Below are 20397 nucleotides of genomic sequence, written 5' to 3' on the forward strand. Positions count from 1 at the left end.
CGGGCCGCCCCCGACTCACTCCCCAGGCGCCAGCCAGGCCCGCGCCGCGCCCAGCAGCGCCCGTACGCCGAGTTCGATCGTCGGGTCCTGGAGGGGCGCGTACAGCGGCGAGTGGTTCATCGGGATCGACGGGGGCAGCCCGCGGGTGGCCAGCGTGTCGGCGTCGACGCCGGCGAACGCGGCCGGGTCGGCGCCGCCGAAGTGCCAGAACACCGAAGGCGCGCCGAGCTCGGTGCCGAAGAGGCCGAAGTCCTCACTGCCGTTGATGGGGTGCGGCAGCGTCAGGACCGCCTGCTCGCCGAGCGCCCCGCGCAGCGCGGCGACCGTCGACTCGGTGGCGTCCCGCGTGTTCACGGTGAGCGGGAAGGCGTTGAGGGGCGTGATCTCCGGGGGCTTGGGGGCCGCCGACGCCGTCGCCTCGGCCTCGATGATGCGGCGCACCGAGGCGAGCACCTTCTCCCGTACGACGGGGTCGACGGAGCGGATGTTGAGCTTCAGTTCCGCCTCGTCCGGGATGATGTTCTCCTTCGTGCCGGCGTGGATCGAGCCGACCGTCACCACCGCGGCCTGCGAGGCGCCGACCTCGCGCGCGACCACCGTCTGCAGCCGCAGCACGACCGCCGCCGCCATCACCACGGGGTCGACCGTCGACTCGGGCGACGAGCCGTGCCCGCCCCGGCCGAACAGCCGCACCCGGAAGCTGTCGGACGCCGCCATCAGCGCGCCGGGCCGGGTGACGGCGACCCCGGTCGGGAACGGGCCCACGTGCTGGCCCAGGCACACGTCGGGGGCCGGGAAACGCTCGGCGAAGCCGTCGTCGAGCATGTTCCTGGCGCCCTCGCCGGTCTCCTCCGCGGGCTGGAACACGGCGACGACCGTGCCGCGCCAGGTGTCCCGCCCGGCGGTGAGCAGGGCCGTCACGCCCAGCAGGCAGGTGACGTGCATGTCGTGGCCGCAGGCGTGCATGGTCGGTACGTCGTTGCCGTCGCGGTCGGTGGCCCGGTCCACGGACGCGTACGGCAGCCCGGTCGCCTCGAACACCGGCAGGCCGTCCATGTCCGCGCGCAGCAGGACCGTCGGGCCCTCCCCGTTGCGCAGCACGCCGACGACTCCGGTGCCGCCGACGCCCTCGGTCACTTCCCAGCCGGGCTGGGCGCGCAGCCGCTCGGCGGCGATCCCGGCCGTCCGCGTCTCCTGGAGCGAGAGTTCGGGGTGGGCGTGCAGGTCCTGGTACAGCTCGCGCAGATCCGGCAGGAGGGCGTCGAGACCGGCGGGTGCGGTGGTGCTCATGCGTGCTGCTCGCTTTCTACGGGTTCTACGGCGTCGGGGGAGGGGGGTTCGGGCAGTCCGAGGGAGCGGCGGAAGGAGGCCGAGTCCTGCGGGGTGACGACGGCGAGCACGGCGGCCAGTACGGCGCCCAGGACCAGGAACCCGAAGGCGGCCCCGAACCCCGCGGCATCGGCGAGCAGGCCCATCGCGGTGGGCGCGACGACCCCGGCGAACTGTCCGCCGAAGGTGATCAACCCGGCCCCGGCGCCGGTGAGTTCGGGCGGCAGGCTGCGCAGCGGTACCGCGTAGACGGGCATGTACGAGAGCGAGGACGCGGCGGTCGCCACCGACATCCACGCGATGAACGCGGACGTCGTCGGCGCCGTCGCCATCAGGATCAGGGCGATCGCGGCCACGGACATCGAGGGTACGACGATCAGCCGCTGTCGGCCTTCCAGCCGGTCGGCGAGGCGCCCGCCGACGATCACGGCGACGGCCGCCGCGCCCGCGGGGATCACCGACAGCGCTCCGGCCGAGGTCAGCGAGATGCCGCGGTCCTGGCTCAGATACGAGGGCACCCAGGTGTTCAGGCCCCACACGATGATGTCGTAGCCGAAGAACATCGCGGCGAAGCCCCACATGGCGGGGGAGCGCAGCACGGTGCGGGCGCCGCCCGTGGCGGTCGGCGCGGGCCCCGCCCCGGCCGGTGCGGCCTTCGGTTCGGGCAGCCACAGCCGGACCGCCACGAGGACGAACACCCCCACGCCCGCGACCGTGAAGAACGCCGAGCGCCAGCCGAAGTGCACGATCAGCGGGGCGGCGAGGAGCGGTGCGACGACCGCGCCGACGGCGTTCGACGACTGCACGACGCCGTTGGCGCTCATCCGCTGGCCCGGCGTGGTCCGTTCGGTGATCGCCTTCATCGAGGCGCCGGGGAAGATCCCCTCCGCGGCGCCGAACAGGAACCGCACGACGAGCAGGATCGCGAACGACCCGGCGAACCCGGTCAGCGCCGTGAACGCCGACCAGATCAGCAGCGCCCAGCAGGTCACCCGCTTGGCGCCGAACCGGTCGGCGAGCATCCCGCCGGGGATCTGACAGGCCGCGTAGGCGAGGAAGAACGCCGAGACGGCGATTCCCTGCTCGGTGCGGCTGAGGTCGAACTCGTCGCCGATCGAGGGCAGCGCGAGATTGATGACGAGCCGGTCGACGTAGTCGATCAGCCAGGCGCCGAAGAGCAGCGCGACCGTGATCTTCGCGCCTCGGTCGAGGCGCTCCCTGGCGCGGGGCGGGGACGGTGGAGCCACGGGCACTCCTTCTAGAGTGGGCGTGCGATCAGGTGGTGCGGCTCGGAAGTGGGGACAGATTCCGGCCGGCGCGGGGAAAGGGGCGAAGATTGCAGGAAAGCGGCGGTGGGGCCGTCCTGGATCCGGATTCCGTCAGAGGCTTCGAGGAGACCGACCTCGCGCTCGTCGACGCCCTGCAGACCGATCCGCGCGCTCCCTGGACCCGGATCGGACCGGCCGTCGGCATCGACGCGACGACCGCCGCGCGCCGCTGGGCGCGGCTGCGCCGTGAGGGCCTCGCCTGGGTCACGGCGTACGCGGGCCCGGTCACCGGGGCCGTCGGCTACGTCGAGGTCAGCTGCCGGCCGAAGCGGCTGGCCGAGCTGAGCGAGCGGCTCAGCGCGCTGCCGTGGGTGCTCAGCGTCGAGCATGTCGTCGGCGACTTCGACCTGTTCCTCACCGTCGCGGCCGTCGACCTGCCCGCGCTCGGCCGCCGGGTCGGCACCGAGCTCGGTCTGCTGCCCGGCGTGCGCTCCACCCGCACCCGGCTCGGCGTCCGCGTCTATCAGGAGGGCAGCGGCTGGAAGGTGCGCGCCCTGGAACCGGCGGGCCGCGCCCGTCTGGAGGGTGCGCGCCCCGCCGCCGGTGCCGGGCTGGGCGGCTCGTCCGGGCACGGGCCGCGCGGGGGTCTCGACCGCCGCCTCCTTGCCGCGCTCGGTGTCGACGGCCGTGCGGGCTGGGCCGAGCTCGCCGCGCGCACCGGACTGAGCGAGTCCACGGTGCGCCGTCGCCTCGCCCGCGAACTGCGGGACCACGAGATCCTGGTCCGCTGCGACCTGGCGCAGCAGGTGGCGGGCTATCCGGCCATCGCCACGTACCGCGCGACCGTCCCGCACGGGGCGCTCGACACCACGGGCGCGGCGCTCGCCCGGCTTCCGCAGATCCGGCTGTGCGCCTCCGTCACCGGCTCGTGCAACCTGCTCTTCTCGGTGTGGCTGCGCGACCTCGACGGCATCACGGCCCTGGAGTCACTCCTCGACGAACGCTTCCCGCACCTGACGGTCCAGGACCGCACGGTCACCCTCCGCACGGCCAAGCGCATGGGGCGTGTCCTGGACGACGAGGGGCGGGCGGTGGGGCATGTGCCGATGGTGGTGTGAGGGTGCGGTGCCGTCTGCCGGGTGCGGTTTCGTGGCGGTCTGCGGGTGCGTCGTGGCTGGTCGCGCAGTTCCCCGCGCCCCTGAAGCGAGCTTCGCTCGCCCGGGGGAGGCTGCGCGGAGCGCATGCCTCAGGGGCGCGGGGAACTGCGCGAGAAGCCCCACCGGCCCGCACCCGCCCGCACAGCGCACCCCGCAGACGACTACACCCCCCGAACGTCCCGCCACGCCGAGGGGACCGAACCCGCCACGTCCTGTGCCGACACCGGTGCCCCGTCCGCCGCGAAGCGGGCCGCCAGGCCGTGGAGGTACGCGCCCACCGATGCCGCGTCCACCGGCTTCAGGCCCGTCGCGAGGAGGGAGCCGGTCAGGCCCGAGAGGACGTCGCCGCTGCCGGCCGTGGCGAGCCAGGGGGTGCCGGTCGGGTTGACGCGGGCCGGCCCGCCGGACGGTGACACGACCAGCGTCGTCGAGCCCTTCAGGAGCACCGTCGCGTCGTAGCGACGCGCCAACTCCCGTACGGAAGAGAGGCGTTGGCCCTCCACCTCGTCGCGGGCCACCCCCAGCAGCGCCGCCGCCTCACCGGCGTGGGGCGTCAGCACCGTGGGTGCCGTGCGGGCGCGTACGGCGCTCACCCCGGCCAGGCGCAGACCGTCCGCGTCGATCAGGACCGGGACGTCCGACGTCAGGACGTCGTGCAGGTTCGAGGCGTCGTCGCCCAGGCCGGGGCCGATCACCCAGGACTGGACGCGGCCCGCCTTCGCGGGGGGACCCTGCGACACCAGCGTCTCCGGGAAGCGGGCGAGGACCGCCTCCGCCGCCGGGCCCACGTACCGGACCGCCCCCGCGCCACCGTGCAGGGCACCCGCCACGGCCAGCACCGCCGCCCCCGGATAGCGCGCCGAGCCCGCGACGACACCGACCACGCCCCGGCGGTACTTGTCGCTCTCGCCGGCCGGTTCGGGCAGCAGCGAGGACACGTCCGCGTGCTGCAACGCCTCCAACTCGGCGTCCGCCGCCGGGAGTTCCAGGCCGATGTCCACCAGCCGGAGCGCCCCCGCGTACTCGCGCGCCGGGTCGATCAGCAGGCCCGGCTTGTACGTGCCGAACGTGACCGTCGCCGTCGCCCGGACCGCGTCGCCGTGCACCTCGCCGGTGTCGGCGTCCACCCCGCTGGGGAGGTCCACCGCGACCACGAGCCCCCGTGCCGCCTCGGCCAGTTGCGCCGCGCGCGGGCGCAGGCCGCCCTTGCCGCCGATGCCCACGATGCCGTCCATGACGAGGTCGGCGCGGCCCACGATCTCCGGGGCGGACTCCGTCGCCGCGTCGAGCACCGTGCCGCCCGCCGCCCGCAGCGCCGCGAGGCCGCCCGCGTGCGCCCGGTCCGGGGAGAGGAGCAGCGCGGTGACGCCCGCGCCGCGGCGGGCCAGGCGGGCGCCCGCGTACAGCGCGTCGCCGCCGTTGTCGCCGGAGCCGACCAGGAGGGCGACCCGCGATCCGTACACCTTGCCGAGCAGTTCCGCGCAGGCGACGGCCAGGCCTGCCGCCGCCCGCTGCATCAGGGCGCCGTCCGGCAGGCGCGCCATCAGTGCGCGTTCGGCGGACCGGACCGTTTCCACGTCGTAGGCAGTGCGCATGTCATCGAGTGTCCCCCAGGAGGTGGGCCCGGAGCAGGTCGGCCGTCTCGGCAGGGTGGGTCGACCAGCCATTGTGGGCGCCCGGGAACATCGCGAGTTCCAGGCCCAGGCGCTCGGCGAGGACCGTCGCCGGGCGGGACGGCAGATGCGGCGGCGTCTCCTTGCCCACGGCCAGGAACAGGCGCTCCCGCGCCTTCGCCAGCGCGTCGACGTCGGGTGCGTACGCGGCGAAACTGCGGTGCTCGTACCGGATGGCCAGGGGCGCGTTCGCCGTGACGCGGGCCAGCATCTCCCGCGTGCGGGGCGGGGGTTGAGGGTCCCGTGTCCACGGCGCGGGGCGCATCGCGCCGCCGATCCCGCGCAGGAAGCGCTCGCCCGCCGCCTGGAGGCCCTCCGTGACGAACAGCTCGTGCACCTCCTCGAAGAACGCCAACTGCTCTGCCGAATCCGGGAGCACGGACCACGACGGGGGCTCGTGCGCCACCACCCGGCGCAGCCGCTCCGGGTGGCGGGCCAGCAGATCGAGCGCGACGATCGCACCGCTGGACGCGCCCGCCACGTACGCGGGCTCGCCGGGGGAGTGCGCGTCGAGGAGGCGGAGCGCGTCGTCCGCGTGGACCGGGACCCGCTGCTCGGTGTGCGGGCCGTCCAGAGCGCTGCGCGAGTAGCCGCGCGGGTCGTGGGTGAGCACCGTGAACGTGTCCGCCAGCGCGTCGGCCACCGGGTCGAGGACCGCCGCGTCGCCGCCCGCGCCGGGCAGCAGGAGGAGCACCGGGCCGTGGCCCCGTACCTCGTGGTGGAGGGTGGCGCCCGGTACGCGCAGCGAGCCTTCGGTGATCAACGGTCCACCTCCTCGGGCCAGTGGGAGAGCGCGATGTGCAGCGCCTCCAGGGCGTTCGCCCAGGACCGCTCCACGTCCCGGTGGTGCCGGAAGCCGCCCGCCAGCTCCAGTGCGACGAAGCCGTGGAACGTACTGCGCAGCAGGCGCACCGCGTCGGTCAGCGCCGGTTCCGCCAGGCCGTAGCCCTGGAGCAGCGCGTAGGGGCCCGTGAGGTTGCGGCGCAGGCCCGGGTGGTCGTCGAGGGCCGACGGGTCGAGGTCGAGCTGCGTCGCCGCGTACCGCCCCGGGTGCTCCAGGGCGAAGGCGCGGTAGGCGTGCGCGAAGGCGAGCAGGGCGTCCCGCCCGGCCCGGCCCGCCAGCGCGTCCGAGATCCGGTCCGCGAGGTCCAGGCCCGAGACGATCGCGACCCGCGTGCTCAGGTCGGAGAGGTTCCTGACATGGGCGTACAGGCTCGCGTCCTTGACGCCGAAGCCGCGGGCGAGCGCCGCGACGGTGATGTTCTCGAAGCCGACCGTGTCGGCGAGGTCGGCGGCGGCCGCCACCACGCGCTCCCTGGTCAGGCCCGCTCTGGCCATCATGACTCCGCCGCTCCCTGTGCGCCGAGGCTGTTTCCTAGGGGTCCTAGGTTTCTGGTTACGGTACCTAGGTTCCGATGGGCCGATCAACCGCTTTTCGGGGGCCCTGCCGCGCGGCTGACCCGGATCCGGAGTCCTGCCGGGTTTCGCTCACGCCCATGACCAGCACCGCAGTGCGCGGCGGACTCGCCGCGCTGCTCGCCCTCGCCGTGGCCCTGCCCGCGGGCCGGGCAGCCGCCGACCCCGAGCCACCCACGCCGACGGCGACCGCCGCCGCGCCCCTCCCGGCCGCGCCCGCCCCGGCCCCCGGCCTCGTCCCCGGCATCCCGCTCACCACCGACCAGCCCTGGCACCTGGACACGCCCGACCAGGTCCTGCCCCCGCACATGTACCGGCCGAGCGCGGCCGAGGACGCGATCGAGCCGATGCCGGCCCCCGACGGGCTCGACGTGCTCGTCGAGTACGTGCCGCCCAGCGAGGTGCGGGGCGCCGTCACCTGCACCAAGAAGACCGGCCCCTACCAGCGCCAGGTCGAGCGCTGGCTCGGGCTGAAGGTCGACGGGAAACAGTCCCCCGCCGACTGCAGGCGCATCCGCGCCTTCCAGACCAAGCAGGGCATCCGCCCGAACATCGGCTTCGCCGGACCCGTCACCTGGACCCGGATGCGCACCATCTCCGCCCGCAAGAACCCGAACGCGGCGAAGAAGTGCCCCACGCGCGCGTACCGCCTCGCCTGCGTGGACCTGCCGCGCCAGCTGATGTGGGTGAGCAAGGGCAAGAAGATCGTCTACGGGCCCGTCCCGATCCGCAGCGGACGCGCCGGCAACCGCACCCGCGTCGGCTGGCACAAGATCTACTGGCGGCACAAGAACCACTGGTCGTCGCTGTACAACAGCCCCATGCCGTACAGCCAGTTCTTCAGCGGCGGCCAGGCCTTCCACGGCATCTACGGGAACGTCTACAGCCCGCCCGGATCGCGCGGCTGCGTCAACCTGCGGGTGAGCGACGCCAAGCGGCTGTGGGGTGTCCTCGAGCGCGGCGACCGGGTCTACGTATGGGGACGCAAGCCCGGAACCTGAGGCTCTGAGGCCTTGTCGGTGCCCTCTGAGAGACTGGGCGCACCATGAACGAGAACGTGACTGCTCCGCTCCGCGCCCGCGCCGAGATCGATCTGGCCGCGCTCAAGGCCAATGTCAGGTCCCTGCGTGCCCACGCGCCGGGGGCCGCGTTCATGGCCGTGGTGAAGGCGGACGCGTACGGGCACGGGATGCTCCCGGTGGCCCGCGCCGCCCGGGAGGCGGGCGCCGAGTGGATCGGCACCGCCACCCCCGAGGAGGCCCTCGCCCTGCGCGGCGCGGGCGTCGAGGGCCGCATCATGTGCTGGCTGTGGGTGCCCGGCGGGCCCTGGCGCGCGGCGATCGAGGCCGACCTCGACCTGGGGGTCAGCGGCCTGTGGGCGCTGCGCGAAGTCGCCGACGCCGCGCGGGAGTCGGGCCGCCGCGCCCGTGTCCAGCTGAAGGCCGACACCGGCCTCGGGCGCAACGGCTGCCTGCCGGCCGACTGGCCCGAGCTGATCCGCGAGGCGCTCACCGCGCAGCGCGCCGGACTCGTCACCGTCACCGGCCTGTGGTCGCACTTCGCGTGCGCCGACGAGCCGGGGCACCCGTCGATCGCCGCCCAGCTCGACACGTTCCGCGAGATGGTCGGGTACGCGGAGGCGGAAGGCATCACGCCGGAAGTGCGGCACATCGCCAACTCGCCGGGCACGCTCACCCTCCCCGAGACCCACTTCGACCTCGTCCGCCCCGGCATCGCCATGTACGGGATCTCGCCCAGCCCCGAGCTCGGCACCCCCGAGGACTTCGGGCTGCGCCCGGTCATGTCCCTCAAGGCGTCGCTCGCGCTCGTGAAGCACGCGCCGGGTGGCCTCGGCGTCAGTTACGGGCATCACTACGTCACACCGGGTCCCACGACCCTCGGCCTCGTCCCGCTCGGCTACGCGGACGGCGTGCCCCGGCACGCCTCCGGCACCGGTCCCGTCCTGATCGGCGGCAAGCGGCGCACGGTCGCGGGCCGGGTCGCGATGGACCAGTTCGTCGTCGACCTCGGCGGCGACGAGCCGGCCGCGGGCGACGAGGCGGTCCTGTTCGGCCCCGGGGACGGGGGCGAGCCGACCGCCGAGGACTGGGCGTCGGCGTCGGGCACCATCGCGTACGAGATCGTCACGCGGATCGGTTCCCGCGTTCCGCGCGTCTACGTCGAAGAGGGCGACGCGGGAGACGCCGTCGGCGCGGGCCACGAGGGCGACGCGGGAGACGCCGCCGGCGCGTGACGACCGCCACAGGTTGCGCGGACCCCGCGGGGGCCAGGTTGACTACTGGTTATGTGAAGCACGAACCGAACGGGTAACAGGGCACAGCGAAGCACCGGCGCGCAGCGAGGGAGCGGCACGTGAGCGAGACCAGCGCACAGGCCACGGCGGCCGTCACCGAAGCGGCTGCTTCGGGGAGCTGGCGGCGGGCCGGCCTCGCGGGCGCCGCGATAGGCGTGGTCGCCGCGGGCGCCGCCGCCGGAGTCGCCGTCGAGCGGCTCACCGTGGGGCGCGGGATGCGCAAGAAGGCGCGGCTCGCCCTCGACGCGTCGGGTCCCTACGGCTCGCTGCGGGGCGTCCCCGGCCGGGCGTACGCCGCCGACGGCACCGAGCTGTACTTCGAGGTCGACGAGCCCGAGCCGGACAGCGGCGGCGGCACCGGCGGGCGCAGGCGGCGCCTGTTCGGCCGCAAGACCCCGGCGCCCGTCACCGTCGTCTTCAGCCACGGCTACTGCCTGAACCAGGACTCCTGGCACTTCCAGCGCGCGGCCCTGCGCGGCGTCGTCCGCTGCGTGTACTGGGACCAGCGCAGCCACGGCCGCTCCGGTCGGGGCGTGGAGCAGGTCGAGCACGGCAGGCCGGTCTCCATCGACACGCTCGGCGGCGACCTCAAGGCCGTCATCGACGCGGCCGCGCCCGAGGGCCCGGTCGTCCTCGTCGGCCACTCCATGGGCGGCATGACCGTGATGGCCCTCGCCGACCAGCATCCCGACCTCGTCCGCGACCGTGTCGTCGGAGTGGCCCTCGTGGGTACGTCGTCGGGGAAGCTCGGCGAGGTCAACTACGGCCTGCCGGTGGCCGGGGTGAACGCGGTGCGGCGGGTGCTCCCCGGCGTCCTGAAGGTGCTCGGGCAGCGGGCCGAGCTGGTCGAGAAGGGGCGCAGGGCCACTGCCGACCTGTTCGCCGGGATCATCAAGCGGTACTCGTTCGCGACCCGTGACGTCGACCCGGCGATCGCCCGGTTCGCCGAGCGGATGATCGAGGGCACGCCGATCGACGTGGTCGCCGAGTTCTACCCGGCGTTCCAGGAGCACGACAAGACGGCAGCGCTCGCCTCCTTCGCCGAGCTGCCGGCCCTCGTCCTCGCGGGCGAGCAGGATCTCGTCACGCCGAGCGAGCACAGCGAGGCGATCGCCCAGCTGCTCCCGGACGCCGAGTTCGTGCTCGTGCCGGACGCCGGGCACCTGGTGATGCTGGAGCACCCCGAGGTCGTCACGGACCGCCTCGCCGATCTGCTGGCCCGTACGGGAGCGGTTCCGGCAGCGGCTACCGTGGGGATTTATGGAGACACCGGCAGCACCGCACAACCCGGCGGGTGAACCCGCCACCCCCGGCACGACCGTCACCACCATCACCGTCAACTCCCCGGACGAGATGCGGGAGTTGGGCCTCGCCCTGGCGAAACGACTGCGCCCCGGCGACCTCGTGATGCTCACCGGTGAACTGGGCGCGGGCAAGACGACCCTGACCCGCGGGCTCGGCGCGGGCCTGGGGGTGCGCGGCGCGGTGACCTCGCCGACGTTCGTGATCGCCCGCGTCCACCCGCCGCTCGGCGAGGGGCCTGCCCTGGTGCACGTCGACGCGTACCGCCTCGGCGGCGGGCTCGACGAGATGGAGGACCTGGACCTCGACGTGTCGCTCCCGGACTCCGTGGTCGTCGTGGAGTGGGGCGACGGCAAGGTCGAGGAGCTCTCCGACGACCGCCTGCACGTGCTCATCGACCGGGCCACCGGCGACACCACCGACGAGGTGCGCGTGGTGACGCTGCACGGCATCGGGGCGCGCTGGACCGAGGCGGACCTGGGCTCGCTCGCGGGCTGAGCCCGCGCACCCGTACATCCCGACAGGGCGTCGGCATCATGTTGCGCGACGCCTGTTCGGCGTGTTCACATGGAACCCGGAAGTAGTTAGGTCTACCTAACCACGACTGCTCCGGCGGCCTTCGGGAGGCGTCCATGTCGACATCGGAACGTGACGGAGCGCGCCGTGCCGCGGTACCGCTCGCAGGGCGGGACGTGGCACGCGGGGTGACGATGGGGCAGTTGTTGGCATCGTGCGCGGCGGCCAGAGCGGTTTCGACGCCGCCGCAGCGCCCCGCAGGGGCGCGGGGAACCGCGCGAGCAACCACGAACGAAGCCGGCACCCGCGAAGAAATGCTGAACCCCTACGGCGCGCAGGCGAACTAGGGCACGACCACCACGGGCCGCCCGAACGTGGCGAACTCCCACATGGCGTTGGCGTCGGCCCGCGACTCCCGGATGCCGCCGGTCTGCTTCGACGGGTCCGGCTCGGGCGTGGAGCCGTCGACCGCCGCGCTGAACCCGATCGCGACCCCGTCCGTGTTCGCGAACCGCACGACGTGCTCGATCGGCGTCCCGTCGGTGCCGGTGATGGCGCCGGAGCGCGACGTCACCGTGTACTTGCCGGGCGCCGGGTCGACACTGCCGGGCGTCACCTCGTACGTGCGCTGCACCTTGCCGTTGCCGCCGACCAGCCAGACCCGGTCCGTGCCGAGGGCGTACACGACGCGCTCGCCCTTGCCGGACTGCGCGGGCAGCGCCTTCGGGTCCTTCTTCTCCTTGGGGGAGCGGGACGCCGTCGACGAGGAGGCCGTGTCCGAGGGGGTCTTGCCCAGGTCGGCCGGCGCGCTCGCCGAGGCCTGATAGGCGAGGAAGCCGACCACGGCGAGCGCTCCCGCGGTCAGCGCGGTCACGAATCCGGTGCTGCTCCGTGCCACCAGGTGCCTGCCTCTCGGTGTTCGACTTCTCCGGGTGACGGTAGCAGTCGGGAGCGGGCCCTCCCCGGGTTGTCGGCGGTCCGGACGTGTCCGCTCTTGTGTGGTCGTAGGCTGTTCGCGTGCTGTTGCTCGCTCTGGATACCGCCACCCCCGCCGTCACCGTCGCCCTGCACGACGGCTCCTCCGTCGTAGCGGAGTCGAGCCAGGTGGACGCCCGCAGACACGGGGAGCTGCTGCTGCCCGCCGTCGACCGGGTCCTCACCGACGCCGGGGTGAAACTGGACGCCGTCACCGGGATCGTCGTGGGCGTGGGCCCGGGACCGTACACGGGACTGCGCGTCGGCCTGATGACCGCCGACACCTTCGGGCTCGCGCTCGGGGTGCCCGTGCTCGGCGTGTGCACGCTGGACGGGCTCGCGTACGAGGCCGAAGGCAGCGTCGACGGGCCGTTCGTCGTCGCCACCGACGCCCGGCGCAAGGAGGTGTACTGGGCGCGCTTCGACAACCCGCGCACCCGTGTCACCGAGGCCGCCGTGGACCGCCCGGCCGACATCGCCGAAGCCGTGGCCGGGCTGCCCGCCGTCGGCGCGGGCGCGCGCCTCTACCCCGACACCTTCCCGGACGCCCGCGGCCCCGAGCACGTGTCCGCCGCCGCGCTCGCCGCCCTCGCCGCCGAGAAGCTGGCCGCGGGCGAGGAGCTCCTCGAACCGCGGCCCCTCTACCTGCGCCGTCCCGACGCCCAGGTGCCCAAGAACTACAAGGTGGTCACCCCCAAGTGACGACCGTGGACGTCGAGCTGCGCGAGATGCGCTGGTGGGACATCGATCCCGTACTCGCCCTGGAGAAGGACCTCTTCCCGGACGACGCCTGGTCGCGCGGCATGTTCTGGTCCGAGCTCTCGCACGCGCGCGGGGTCGGTTCGACGCGGCGGTACGTCGTCGCGTACGAGAAGGACGAGCGCGGCGCGAACGGGCGGCTGCTCGGCTACGGCGGCCTCGCCGCGTCCGAGGACCTCGCCGACGTGCAGACCATCGCCGTCGCCCGCGACCAGTGGGGCACCGGGCTCGGCGCCCGGCTGCTCACCGAACTGCTGCGGCACGCCACCGCCTTCGAGGTCGCCGAGGTGATGCTCGAGGTGCGCGTCGACAACACCCGGGCGCAGAAGCTCTACGAGCGCTTCGGCTTCGAGCCGATCGGCTTCCGCCGCGGCTACTACCAGCCGGGCAACGTGGACGCCCTCGTGATGCGCCTTACTACTGAGAAAGCGACCGAAGAGAAGAACCATGGCTGACGAACCGCTCGTCCTCGGCATCGAGACCTCCTGCGACGAGACCGGCGTCGGCATCGTCCGCGGCACCACCCTGCTCGCCGACGCCGTCGCCTCCAGCGTCGACGAGCACGCCCGCTTCGGCGGCGTCGTCCCCGAGGTCGCCTCCCGCGCGCACCTGGAGGCGATGGTCCCGACGATCCAGCGCGCCCTGAAGGACGCCGGCGTCACGGCGAAGGACCTCGACGGCATCTCCGTCACGGCAGGTCCCGGCCTCGCGGGCGCCCTGCTCGTCGGCGTGAGCGCCGCGAAGGCGTACGCGTACGCGCTCGACAAGCCGCTCTACGGCGTCAACCACCTGGCCTCGCACATCTGCGTCGACCAGCTGGAGCACGGCAAGCTGCCCGAGCCGACGATGGCGCTGCTCGTCTCCGGCGGGCACTCCTCGCTGCTGCTCTCCACCGACATCACCTCCGACGTGCGGCCGCTCGGCGCGACCATCGACGACGCGGCGGGCGAGGCCTTCGACAAGATCGCCCGGGTGCTCAACCTCGGCTTCCCCGGCGGGCCCGTCATCGACCGGTACGCGAAGGAGGGCGACCCGAACGCCATCTCCTTCCCGCGCGGGCTCACCGGGCCGCGCGACCCCGCCTACGACTTCTCCTTCTCCGGCCTGAAGACCTCCGTGGCCCGCTGGATCGAGGCCAAGCGGGCGGCAGGCGAGGACGTGCCGGTGCGCGACGTGTCGGCGTCCTTCCAGGAGGCCGTCGTCGACGTGCTGACCCGCAAGGCCGTGCGGGCCTGCAAGGACGAGGGCGTCGACCACCTGATGATCGGCGGCGGTGTCGCGGCCAACTCGCGGCTGCGCGCGCTCGCCCAGGAGCGCTGCGAGCGGGCCGGTATCCGGCTGCGCGTGCCGCGCCCCAAGCTGTGCACGGACAACGGCGCGATGGTCGCCGCGCTCGGCGCCGAGATGGTGGCCCGCAACCGGGCCGCGTCCTCCTGGGACCTGTCGGCGGACTCGTCGCTGCCGGTGACCGAGACGCACGTACCCGGGCACCACCACGACCACGATCACGTGCACGAGGTCAGCAAGGAGAACCTGTACTCGTGAGCGTCGCCCTGATGTGGGAGGCCCGGGCCGTCGCGGGCCGGGGCGAGGAGCTGCTGGCCTGGGTCGGGGAGCAGCGCCTGGAGCGCGAGCCGCTGCGCCGCGACACGCTGCGCGCGCCCCAGGACCGGGTGCTCGTCATCACCTGGTGGGACGCCGCCTACGACGCCGAACTCCCCGAACTTCCGGAGCCGGACGGGGAGTTGGTCTCGCGGGCCGTGCACAGGTGGCGGTTCGAGACCGTCTGAGGCGGCGACGGCCTACGCGCCGTCGGTGCACTCCGCGCCGTCGCGGGGCACCTTGCCGTCCAGCAGGTAGGCGTTGACGGCCCGGTCGACGCAGTCGCTGCCGTGCGCGTACCCGCAGTGGCCCTCGCCGCCCTTCCAGCTGAGCAGGACACCGACGCCGGGGCCGAGCCGCTCGGCCAGGGCGGGCGCGCCGTCGTAGGGCGTCGCCGGGTCGCCGGTGTTGCCGACGACGAGGATCGGCGGGGCGGTCGGCGCGGAGACGTCCATGTGGTCGGACGCGCCCTTGACCGGCCAGTTCAGGCACTGGTTGAGCGACCAGGCGAAGGTGGCGCCGAACAGCGGGGACGCCTTCTCGTACGCGGGGAGCAGCGCGCGGATCCGCCGCTCGGTGACCGGGACGCCGCTGTCGGCGCAGCTCGTGCCGATGTAGACGTTGGTGCCGTTGCTGTAGCGGCCCTTGTCGTCGCGGCCCAGGAACGAGTCGACGAGCGGCATCAGGCGGCTCGGGTCGCTCCGGTTCCACAGCTGGGCGACGCCCGCGGCCAGGGTCGGCCAGTACCCGGCGTTGTAGAGGGACTGCAGCATGGCGCCCTGCACCATCGAACCGGTCAGCTTCCGTCCGTCGGGCAGTGGGAGGGGCCGCCTGTCGAGCGTGGCGACGACCCGGACGAGCAGGTCCTCGACCTCCTGGGCCGACTCGCGGTGGATCGGGCAGACGTAGCGGCCCCGCACGCACGCCTCGGCGAAGTGGTCGAGGGCCAGCTGGAATCCCCTGAGCTGGTACAGGCCCCAGTCGGTGTACGACTTGTCGGGGTGCATGGCGCCGTCGAGCACGGCCCGGCCGACCTTGCGGGGGAACAAGTGCGCGTAGGTGGCACCGAGTTGGGTGCCGTAGGAGAAGCCGAGGTAGTGCAGCTTCCCGTCGCCGACCGCCGCGCGGATCAGGTCCAGGTCGCGGGCGACCTCGGTGGTCCGCAGGTGCGGCAGCAGGTCGCCGGAGCGGCGCGCGCAGGCCGCCGAGTAGCTCTTCGCCGCGTCCATCCAGAGGCGGGCCTCGGCCTCGGTGTCGGGGGAGTTGTCGAGGTCGTTGAACCGGTCCGTCTCGGCGTCGGTCAGGCATGTCACCGCGGTGGAGCGGCCGACCCCGCGCGGGTCGAAACTCACCAGGTCGTAGCGGGAGTTCAGCTGCTCGAAGCCCGGGTCCTCGGCCCAGCCGGGCAGCGCGCCGACCCCGGAGCCGCCCGGGCCGCCGAAGTTGTGGATCAGCGAGCCGATGCGCTCGCCGGGCCCGGTGGCGGGCTTGCGGATCAGGGCGAGGGAGATCTGCCGGCCGTCCGGCTCCGCGTGGTCGAGCGGCACCTTCAGCGTGCCGCACTGCCAGTCGGGGCCGGGGGCGGGGCCCGAGCCCTGGAGGGCGTCCGGTGCCGGGCACGAACCCCACACCACGTCAGGCGCGGGCGCGGCGGCGGCCGGTGGGGCGGCGAGGAGCGCGGGGGACGCGGCCGCGAGGGAGGCCGCCGCGGTCAGCCAGGCCACGGGGCGCGGTGACCGGCGGATGCGAAGGATCATGAAGCTCATGCTGGGGCGGGTGCGCGAGGCCCGCGCGCCGCACGGGGCGTACGGGGGAGCGGGGAAGAGATGCCCGGGTACAGGGGGATTCGTGGGGGTGCGGTGTCTGAAATTTTCCGAAGAAGCGGGGCGAGAGGTTTACCGCTGTAATAATTCGGACTTACGTTCCCTCAGTGACTGAGAAGAAACGGTTCCGTGGGCGTGCGGTGAAGACCGCGGGTGTGGTGCTCGGCTGTGCCCTCGTGCTCGGCGGCGCGGGCGCCGGCTGGATGTACTGGCACCTGGACCACAACATCCGCAGCGTCGACATCGACAAGGCGCTCGGCGACAACCGCCCGATGCGGGCCGACCAGGTGGCGGCGTCCCCCTCGGCGTCGGCGTCCCCCTCCGCGTCGGCCTCGGCGGAACCGGTCGAGAAGGGCGTCCTCAACATCCTCGTCCTCGGCTCGGACTCGCGCTCCGGCAAGGCGAACAAGGCCCTCGGCGGCGGCCCGAGCGGCGGCGCCCGCTCCGACACCGCGATGGTCCTGCACCTCGATGCCGACCGGACGGAGGCGACCGTCGTCAGCATCCCGCGCGACACCCTCGTCGAGCGTCCTTCCTGCCCGACCGAGTCCGGCGGCACGACCGCGGTCGCGTACGGCGTCATGTTCAACAGCGCCTACTCGCTGGGCGGTCCGGTCTGCGCGGTGAAGACCGTCGAGACCCTCACCGGGGTCCGCATGGACCACTACCTGGAGATCGACTTCTCGGGCTTCGCGAAGCTCGTCGACGCGCTCGGCGGTGTGGACGTCACCACCGACCAGGACATCGACGACGACCTCAGCCACCTCCACCTGGAGGCCGGCGAGCACCACCTCGACGGCAAGGCCGCCCTCGCCTTCGCCCGCACCCGGCACGGCGTCGGCGACGGCAGCGACCTCGGCCGCATCAAGCTCCAGCAGCAGCTGGTGAAGGCGCTGGTGGGACAGGTCTCCGACTCCGGACTGCTCACCAGCCCCACCCGCCTCTACAAGGTCGCCGACGCCGCCACCGGCAGCCTCACGGCCGACACCGGCCTCGACTCGCTCACCGAACTGTCCGGTCTGGCGCGGAGCCTGGAGGGCCTGTCCGCCGACGCGGTGAAGACGGTGATGATGCCGGTCGTCCAGGCCCCTTCGGACGCCAACCGGGTCGTGGCGGACGAGCCGGAGGCGAGCGACCTGTGGAAATCGCTGCGGTAGGAACCGTGGAAGCGGTCGGAGCCGGCGGAGCCGTTTCCGGGGCCGCGTAAAGAATCCTCGGAGAAGATCCGGCGTGTGTGTCGATCCGGGGGCGGCCCGTTCGACGCAGGGGTGAGAGGCCGGGAAGGACCGGCCCGCCGGACCGGAGGAGTCACCATGCCGCGCTACATCTCGATCATCCGCATCGACGAGACCACCCGCCCCGCGGAGGGGCCGAGCCCCGAGCTGGAGCAGCGGATGGGGGAGTTGCTGGAGGAGATCACCAAGGCGGGCGTCATGCTCGACACCGCCGGGCTGCTGCCCGACGACCAGGGCAAGCGGGTGCGCTGGGAGGGCGGGAAGACGTCCGTCACGGACGGGCCGTTCACCGAGTCCAAGGAGGTCATCGGCGGCTACGCCCTGATGCAGTGCAAGGACCTGGCCGAGGCCGTCGAGTGGTCCAAGAAGTTCCTGCAGGTCCACGAGGAGCACTGGACGGCGACCTGCGAGGTGCGGGAGATCGCCGAGGGCTGAGCCCCCCCGCCGGGGTCCCGGCACGGGCTCCAGGCCGGGTCGAGCCTTGGCCGGGTGGCGTCTTCGGTGTCTGATGGTGGGTCGTGACAGAGCGACACGACAGCACGGCCCGGGCCATCGAGACCGTCTTCCGCATGGAGGCGCCGCGTGTCATCGCCGCCGTCACCCGCATCGTGCGGGACGTCGGCATCGCGGAGGAGCTGGCGCAGGACGCGCTGGTGGCCGCGCTGGAGAGGTGGCCGGACGCCGGTGTCCCGGACAACCCGGGCGCCTGGCTGACGGCCACCGCCAAGCACCGCGCCGTCGACCTCGTACGGCGTCGTGAGAACTACGCCCGCAAGCTGGAGGAGGTCGGCCGGGCGACGGAGTTCGCGTACGAGGAGGCCGGGGTCGTGGCCGACCCCGACGACATCGACGACGACCTGCTGCGGCTCGTCTTCATGAGCTGCCACCCGGTGCTGTCCGCCGAGGCCCGGGTCGCCCTCACCCTGCGCCTGCTCGGCGGGCTGACCACCGCCGAGATCGCCCGCGCGGTCCTCGCGCCCGAGCCGACGGTCGCCCAGCGCGTCGTGCGCGCCAAGCGCACCCTCGCGACGAAGAACGTCGCCTTCGAGGTGCCGTTCGGCGCGGAGCGGGAGGCCCGTCTCGGCTCGGTCCTCGAGGTCATCTACCTCATCTTCAACGAGGGGTACGCGGCCACGGCGGGCGACGACTACCTCCGCCCGGGGCTGTGCGAGGACGCCCTGCGGCTGGCCCGCGTGCTCCAGTCGCTGATGCCGAAGGAGTCCGAGGTGCACGGCCTGGCCGCGCTCCTCGAACTCCAGTCCTCGCGCGCGGCCGCCCGCACGGCACCGGACGGCGCGCCCGTCCTCCTCAAGGACCAGCACCGGACGCAGTGGAACCGGCTCCTGATCCGCCGCGGGTTCACCGCCCTCGCCCACGCGGAGGCGACCCTGCCGGGCGACGGGCCGGGCCCGTACGTGCTGCAGGCCGCGATCGCCGCGTGCCACGCGCAGGCCCTGCGGTACCCGGACACCGACTGGTCGCGGATCGCCGCCCTGTACGCCCTGCTCGCGGCCCGCGCCCCCTCCCCGGTGATCGAGCTGAACCGGGCGGTGGCGGTGTCCATGGCCGAGGGCCCGGCGGCGGGGCTCGCGATCGTGGAGGAACTCGCCGGCGAACCCGCGCTCCAGGGCTACTACTTGCTGCCCAGCGTGCGCGGGGACCTGCTGGAACGTCTTGGCCGGGTGGCGGAGGCGCGGGCGGAGTTCGCGCGGGCGGCCGCGCTCACCCGCAACGAACGGGAACGGGAGTTCCTGCTCGGCAGATCAAGCCCCTCCGGCGATTGAGGAGCGGGGTCCGGGGCAGAGCCCCGCGACCTCAGCCGACGGGGGCGCCCACCAGCATCGTCGGGGCGCCGACCACCCGGGTGAGGAACACCGTCGCCGAAGCCTTCCCATAAGGCTTCGGCATCACCTTGCGGCGCAACTCCTCGGGCTCCACGGCCGACCCGCGCTTCTTCACGGTCAGCACCCCGACCCCGCGCTCGCGCAGCAGCGCCTTCAACTTCTTCACGTTGAAAGGGAGTTGATCGGTGATCTCGTAGGCGGCGGCGTACGGGGTGGGCCGCAGCTCGTCGCTCGTCACGTACGCGATCATCTCGTCGACGAGCCCGCCCCCGACCTCCTCGGCCACCTCGGCGACCAGGTGCGCCCGGATGACGGCGCCGTCGGGCTCGTACAAGTACCGCCCCACGGGCCGCACTTCGGGATCCGGCAGCCCCCGCCCGGCCAGCCGCCGCACCCCCGGCAGCAGCGCGGCCCGCATCCTCCCCGGCTCCGTGCCGAACCACAGCACGGCCTCCTTCACGTCGCCCCCGTCCGAGATCCACTCGGCGTCGGCCTCCGCCGGGATCGCCTCGTGCGGGATGCCGGGGGCGATCTTCAGCGCGGCGCGCTGCGCCTTGAGGGCGGCGGCGACGGCCCAGGACAGCGGTGGGGAGTAGGCCTCGGGGTCGAAGATGCGGCCGCGTCCGCCCCGCCGCGCCGGGTCCACGAACACGGCGTCGTACGCGGACGTCTCCACCTCCGTCACATCGGCCTCCCGCACCTCGACGAGGTCGGACAGGCCGAGCGCCTCGGCGTTGGCCCTGGCCACGGCGCAGGTCAGCGGGTCCCGGTCGACGGCGAGGACGGAGATCCCCGCGCGGGCCAGCGCGATCGCGTCGCCGCCGATGCCGCAGCACAGATCGGCGACGGAGCCGACCCCCAGCGCCTTGAAGGACTCGGCGCGGTACGTGGCCACGCTGGTGCGGGTCGCCTGCTCGACGCCGTTCGCCGTGAAGTACATCCGGGCCGCGTCCTCGGCCCCGAACTTCGCCGCCGCCCGCTGCCGCAGCCTGGCCTGGGCGAGCGCGGCCGAGACGAGTTCGGCGGGGTGCTCGCGGCGCAGCCGGGTGGCGAGGGCGAGTTCCTGGGCCGGGTCGTGGTCGCGCAGCGCGTCGAGCAGGGCCTGTCCCACGGGGGCCAGGAGGGCGGAGAAGGAAGCGGGGTCGTTCACCCGTCCCATTGTGGGCCAGTCGGTGGACGATGCC

At 73.6% G+C, this 20397-nt stretch carries 20 protein-coding genes; 12 read left to right on the forward strand and 8 right to left on the reverse strand.

Features of this window, described 5'->3' with window-relative positions:
* Positions 1-15: 15 nt before the first annotated feature.
* Complete coding sequence (locus tag B072_RS0102740) at positions 16-1290, reverse strand: amidohydrolase (protein ID WP_018528390.1); 1275 nt, start codon at positions 1288-1290, stop codon at positions 16-18.
* Entirely contained in the window at positions 1287-2576 is a 1290-nt protein-coding gene (locus tag B072_RS0102745; RefSeq protein WP_018528391.1) for an MFS transporter, read from the reverse strand. The genes B072_RS0102740 and B072_RS0102745 overlap by 4 nt, the downstream gene beginning before the upstream one ends.
* A gap of 89 nt (positions 2577-2665) precedes the next feature.
* Between B072_RS0102745 and B072_RS0102750 the strand changes: the two genes are divergently transcribed.
* On the forward strand, positions 2666-3715 hold the full coding sequence (locus B072_RS0102750) for an Lrp/AsnC family transcriptional regulator (RefSeq protein WP_018528392.1): 1050 nt from the start codon (positions 2666-2668) through the stop codon (positions 3713-3715).
* A 200-nt stretch (positions 3716-3915) separates the two neighbouring features.
* Here B072_RS0102750 and B072_RS0102755 read toward each other — a convergent pair whose 3' ends face one another.
* The 3 genes from B072_RS0102755 to B072_RS0102765 are packed head-to-tail and all read right to left on the reverse strand — an operon-like array spanning position 3916 to position 6765.
* Positions 3916-5349 carry an NAD(P)H-hydrate dehydratase gene (locus B072_RS0102755; RefSeq protein ID WP_018528393.1) on the reverse strand — a complete coding sequence of 478 codons (1434 nt, stop codon included), beginning with the start codon at positions 5347-5349 and terminating at the stop codon, positions 3916-3918.
* Position 5350: 1 nt separating this feature from the next.
* Positions 5351-6190: an alpha/beta hydrolase gene (locus B072_RS0102760; RefSeq protein ID WP_018528394.1), complete on the reverse strand. Its 840-nt coding sequence runs from the start codon at positions 6188-6190 to the stop codon at positions 5351-5353.
* Positions 6187-6765 (reverse strand): TetR/AcrR family transcriptional regulator, encoded by a 579-nt coding sequence (locus tag B072_RS0102765; RefSeq protein WP_026245382.1) that lies wholly within the window; start codon positions 6763-6765, stop codon positions 6187-6189. The genes B072_RS0102760 and B072_RS0102765 overlap by 4 nt, the downstream gene beginning before the upstream one ends.
* Positions 6766-6923: 158 nt before the next feature.
* Between B072_RS0102765 and B072_RS0102770 the strand changes: the two genes are divergently transcribed.
* The 4 genes from B072_RS0102770 to tsaE all read left to right on the forward strand — a co-directional run bounded on the left by B072_RS0102770 (position 6924) and on the right by tsaE (position 10957).
* Positions 6924-7844: a L,D-transpeptidase family protein gene (locus B072_RS0102770; RefSeq protein ID WP_018528396.1), complete on the forward strand. Its 921-nt coding sequence runs from the start codon at positions 6924-6926 to the stop codon at positions 7842-7844.
* Positions 7845-7888: 44 nt separating this feature from the next.
* Positions 7889-9097: an alanine racemase gene (gene alr / locus B072_RS0102775; RefSeq protein WP_018528397.1), complete on the forward strand. Its 1209-nt coding sequence runs from the start codon at positions 7889-7891 to the stop codon at positions 9095-9097.
* Between the two features lie 119 nt (positions 9098-9216).
* Positions 9217-10455: an alpha/beta hydrolase gene (locus tag B072_RS0102780; protein WP_018528398.1), complete on the forward strand. Its 1239-nt coding sequence runs from the start codon at positions 9217-9219 to the stop codon at positions 10453-10455.
* Entirely contained in the window at positions 10418-10957 is a 540-nt protein-coding gene (gene tsaE / locus B072_RS0102785) for a tRNA (adenosine(37)-N6)-threonylcarbamoyltransferase complex ATPase subunit type 1 TsaE (RefSeq protein ID WP_018528399.1), read from the forward strand. The genes B072_RS0102780 and tsaE overlap by 38 nt, the downstream gene beginning before the upstream one ends.
* A gap of 361 nt (positions 10958-11318) precedes the next feature.
* Here tsaE and B072_RS0102790 read toward each other — a convergent pair whose 3' ends face one another.
* Positions 11319-11873, reverse strand: coding sequence for a L,D-transpeptidase (locus B072_RS0102790; RefSeq protein ID WP_026245383.1), 555 nt, complete (start codon positions 11871-11873; stop codon positions 11319-11321).
* 119 nt (positions 11874-11992) lie between these two features.
* On the opposite strand from B072_RS0102790, the gene tsaB reads away from it, so the two are divergent.
* The 4 genes from tsaB to B072_RS0102810 are packed head-to-tail and all read left to right on the forward strand — an operon-like array spanning position 11993 to position 14499.
* Positions 11993-12652 (forward strand): tRNA (adenosine(37)-N6)-threonylcarbamoyltransferase complex dimerization subunit type 1 TsaB, encoded by a 660-nt coding sequence (gene tsaB, locus B072_RS0102795; RefSeq protein WP_018528401.1) that lies wholly within the window; start codon positions 11993-11995, stop codon positions 12650-12652.
* 26 nt (positions 12653-12678) lie between these two features.
* Complete coding sequence (rimI, locus tag B072_RS0102800; protein WP_043243221.1) at positions 12679-13164, forward strand: ribosomal protein S18-alanine N-acetyltransferase; 486 nt, start codon at positions 12679-12681, stop codon at positions 13162-13164.
* Positions 13157-14254, forward strand: coding sequence for a tRNA (adenosine(37)-N6)-threonylcarbamoyltransferase complex transferase subunit TsaD (gene tsaD, locus B072_RS0102805; protein ID WP_018528403.1), 1098 nt, complete (start codon positions 13157-13159; stop codon positions 14252-14254). Before rimI ends, tsaD begins: the two co-directional genes overlap by 8 nt.
* Positions 14251-14499, forward strand: coding sequence for a hypothetical protein (locus B072_RS0102810; RefSeq protein ID WP_018528404.1), 249 nt, complete (start codon positions 14251-14253; stop codon positions 14497-14499). Before tsaD ends, B072_RS0102810 begins: the two co-directional genes overlap by 4 nt.
* A 12-nt stretch (positions 14500-14511) precedes the next feature.
* Here B072_RS0102810 and B072_RS0102815 read toward each other — a convergent pair whose 3' ends face one another.
* Entirely contained in the window at positions 14512-16068 is a 1557-nt protein-coding gene (locus B072_RS0102815; RefSeq protein ID WP_018528405.1) for an alpha/beta hydrolase, read from the reverse strand.
* A 242-nt stretch (positions 16069-16310) separates the two neighbouring features.
* Between B072_RS0102815 and B072_RS0102820 the strand changes: the two genes are divergently transcribed.
* From B072_RS0102820 to B072_RS0102830, 3 genes are all read left to right on the forward strand, one after another.
* Entirely contained in the window at positions 16311-17291 is a 981-nt protein-coding gene (locus tag B072_RS0102820; protein ID WP_043243222.1) for an LCP family protein, read from the forward strand.
* A gap of 156 nt (positions 17292-17447) precedes the next feature.
* Positions 17448-17804 (forward strand): YciI family protein, encoded by a 357-nt coding sequence (locus tag B072_RS0102825; protein ID WP_018528407.1) that lies wholly within the window; start codon positions 17448-17450, stop codon positions 17802-17804.
* Positions 17805-17887: 83 nt separating this feature from the next.
* Positions 17888-19153, forward strand: a complete 1266-nt coding sequence (locus tag B072_RS0102830) for an RNA polymerase sigma factor (protein ID WP_018528408.1) — start codon at positions 17888-17890, stop codon at positions 19151-19153.
* Between the two features lie 31 nt (positions 19154-19184).
* Here the strand turns inward: B072_RS0102830 and B072_RS0102835 are convergent, their stop codons facing one another.
* Positions 19185-20372, reverse strand: coding sequence for a THUMP-like domain-containing protein (locus tag B072_RS0102835; protein ID WP_018528409.1), 1188 nt, complete (start codon positions 20370-20372; stop codon positions 19185-19187).
* Positions 20373-20397 lie beyond the last annotated feature (25 nt).

Source organism: Streptomyces sp. HmicA12 (assembly GCF_000373565.1).
Lineage (GTDB): Bacteria > Actinomycetota > Actinomycetes > Streptomycetales > Streptomycetaceae > Streptomyces.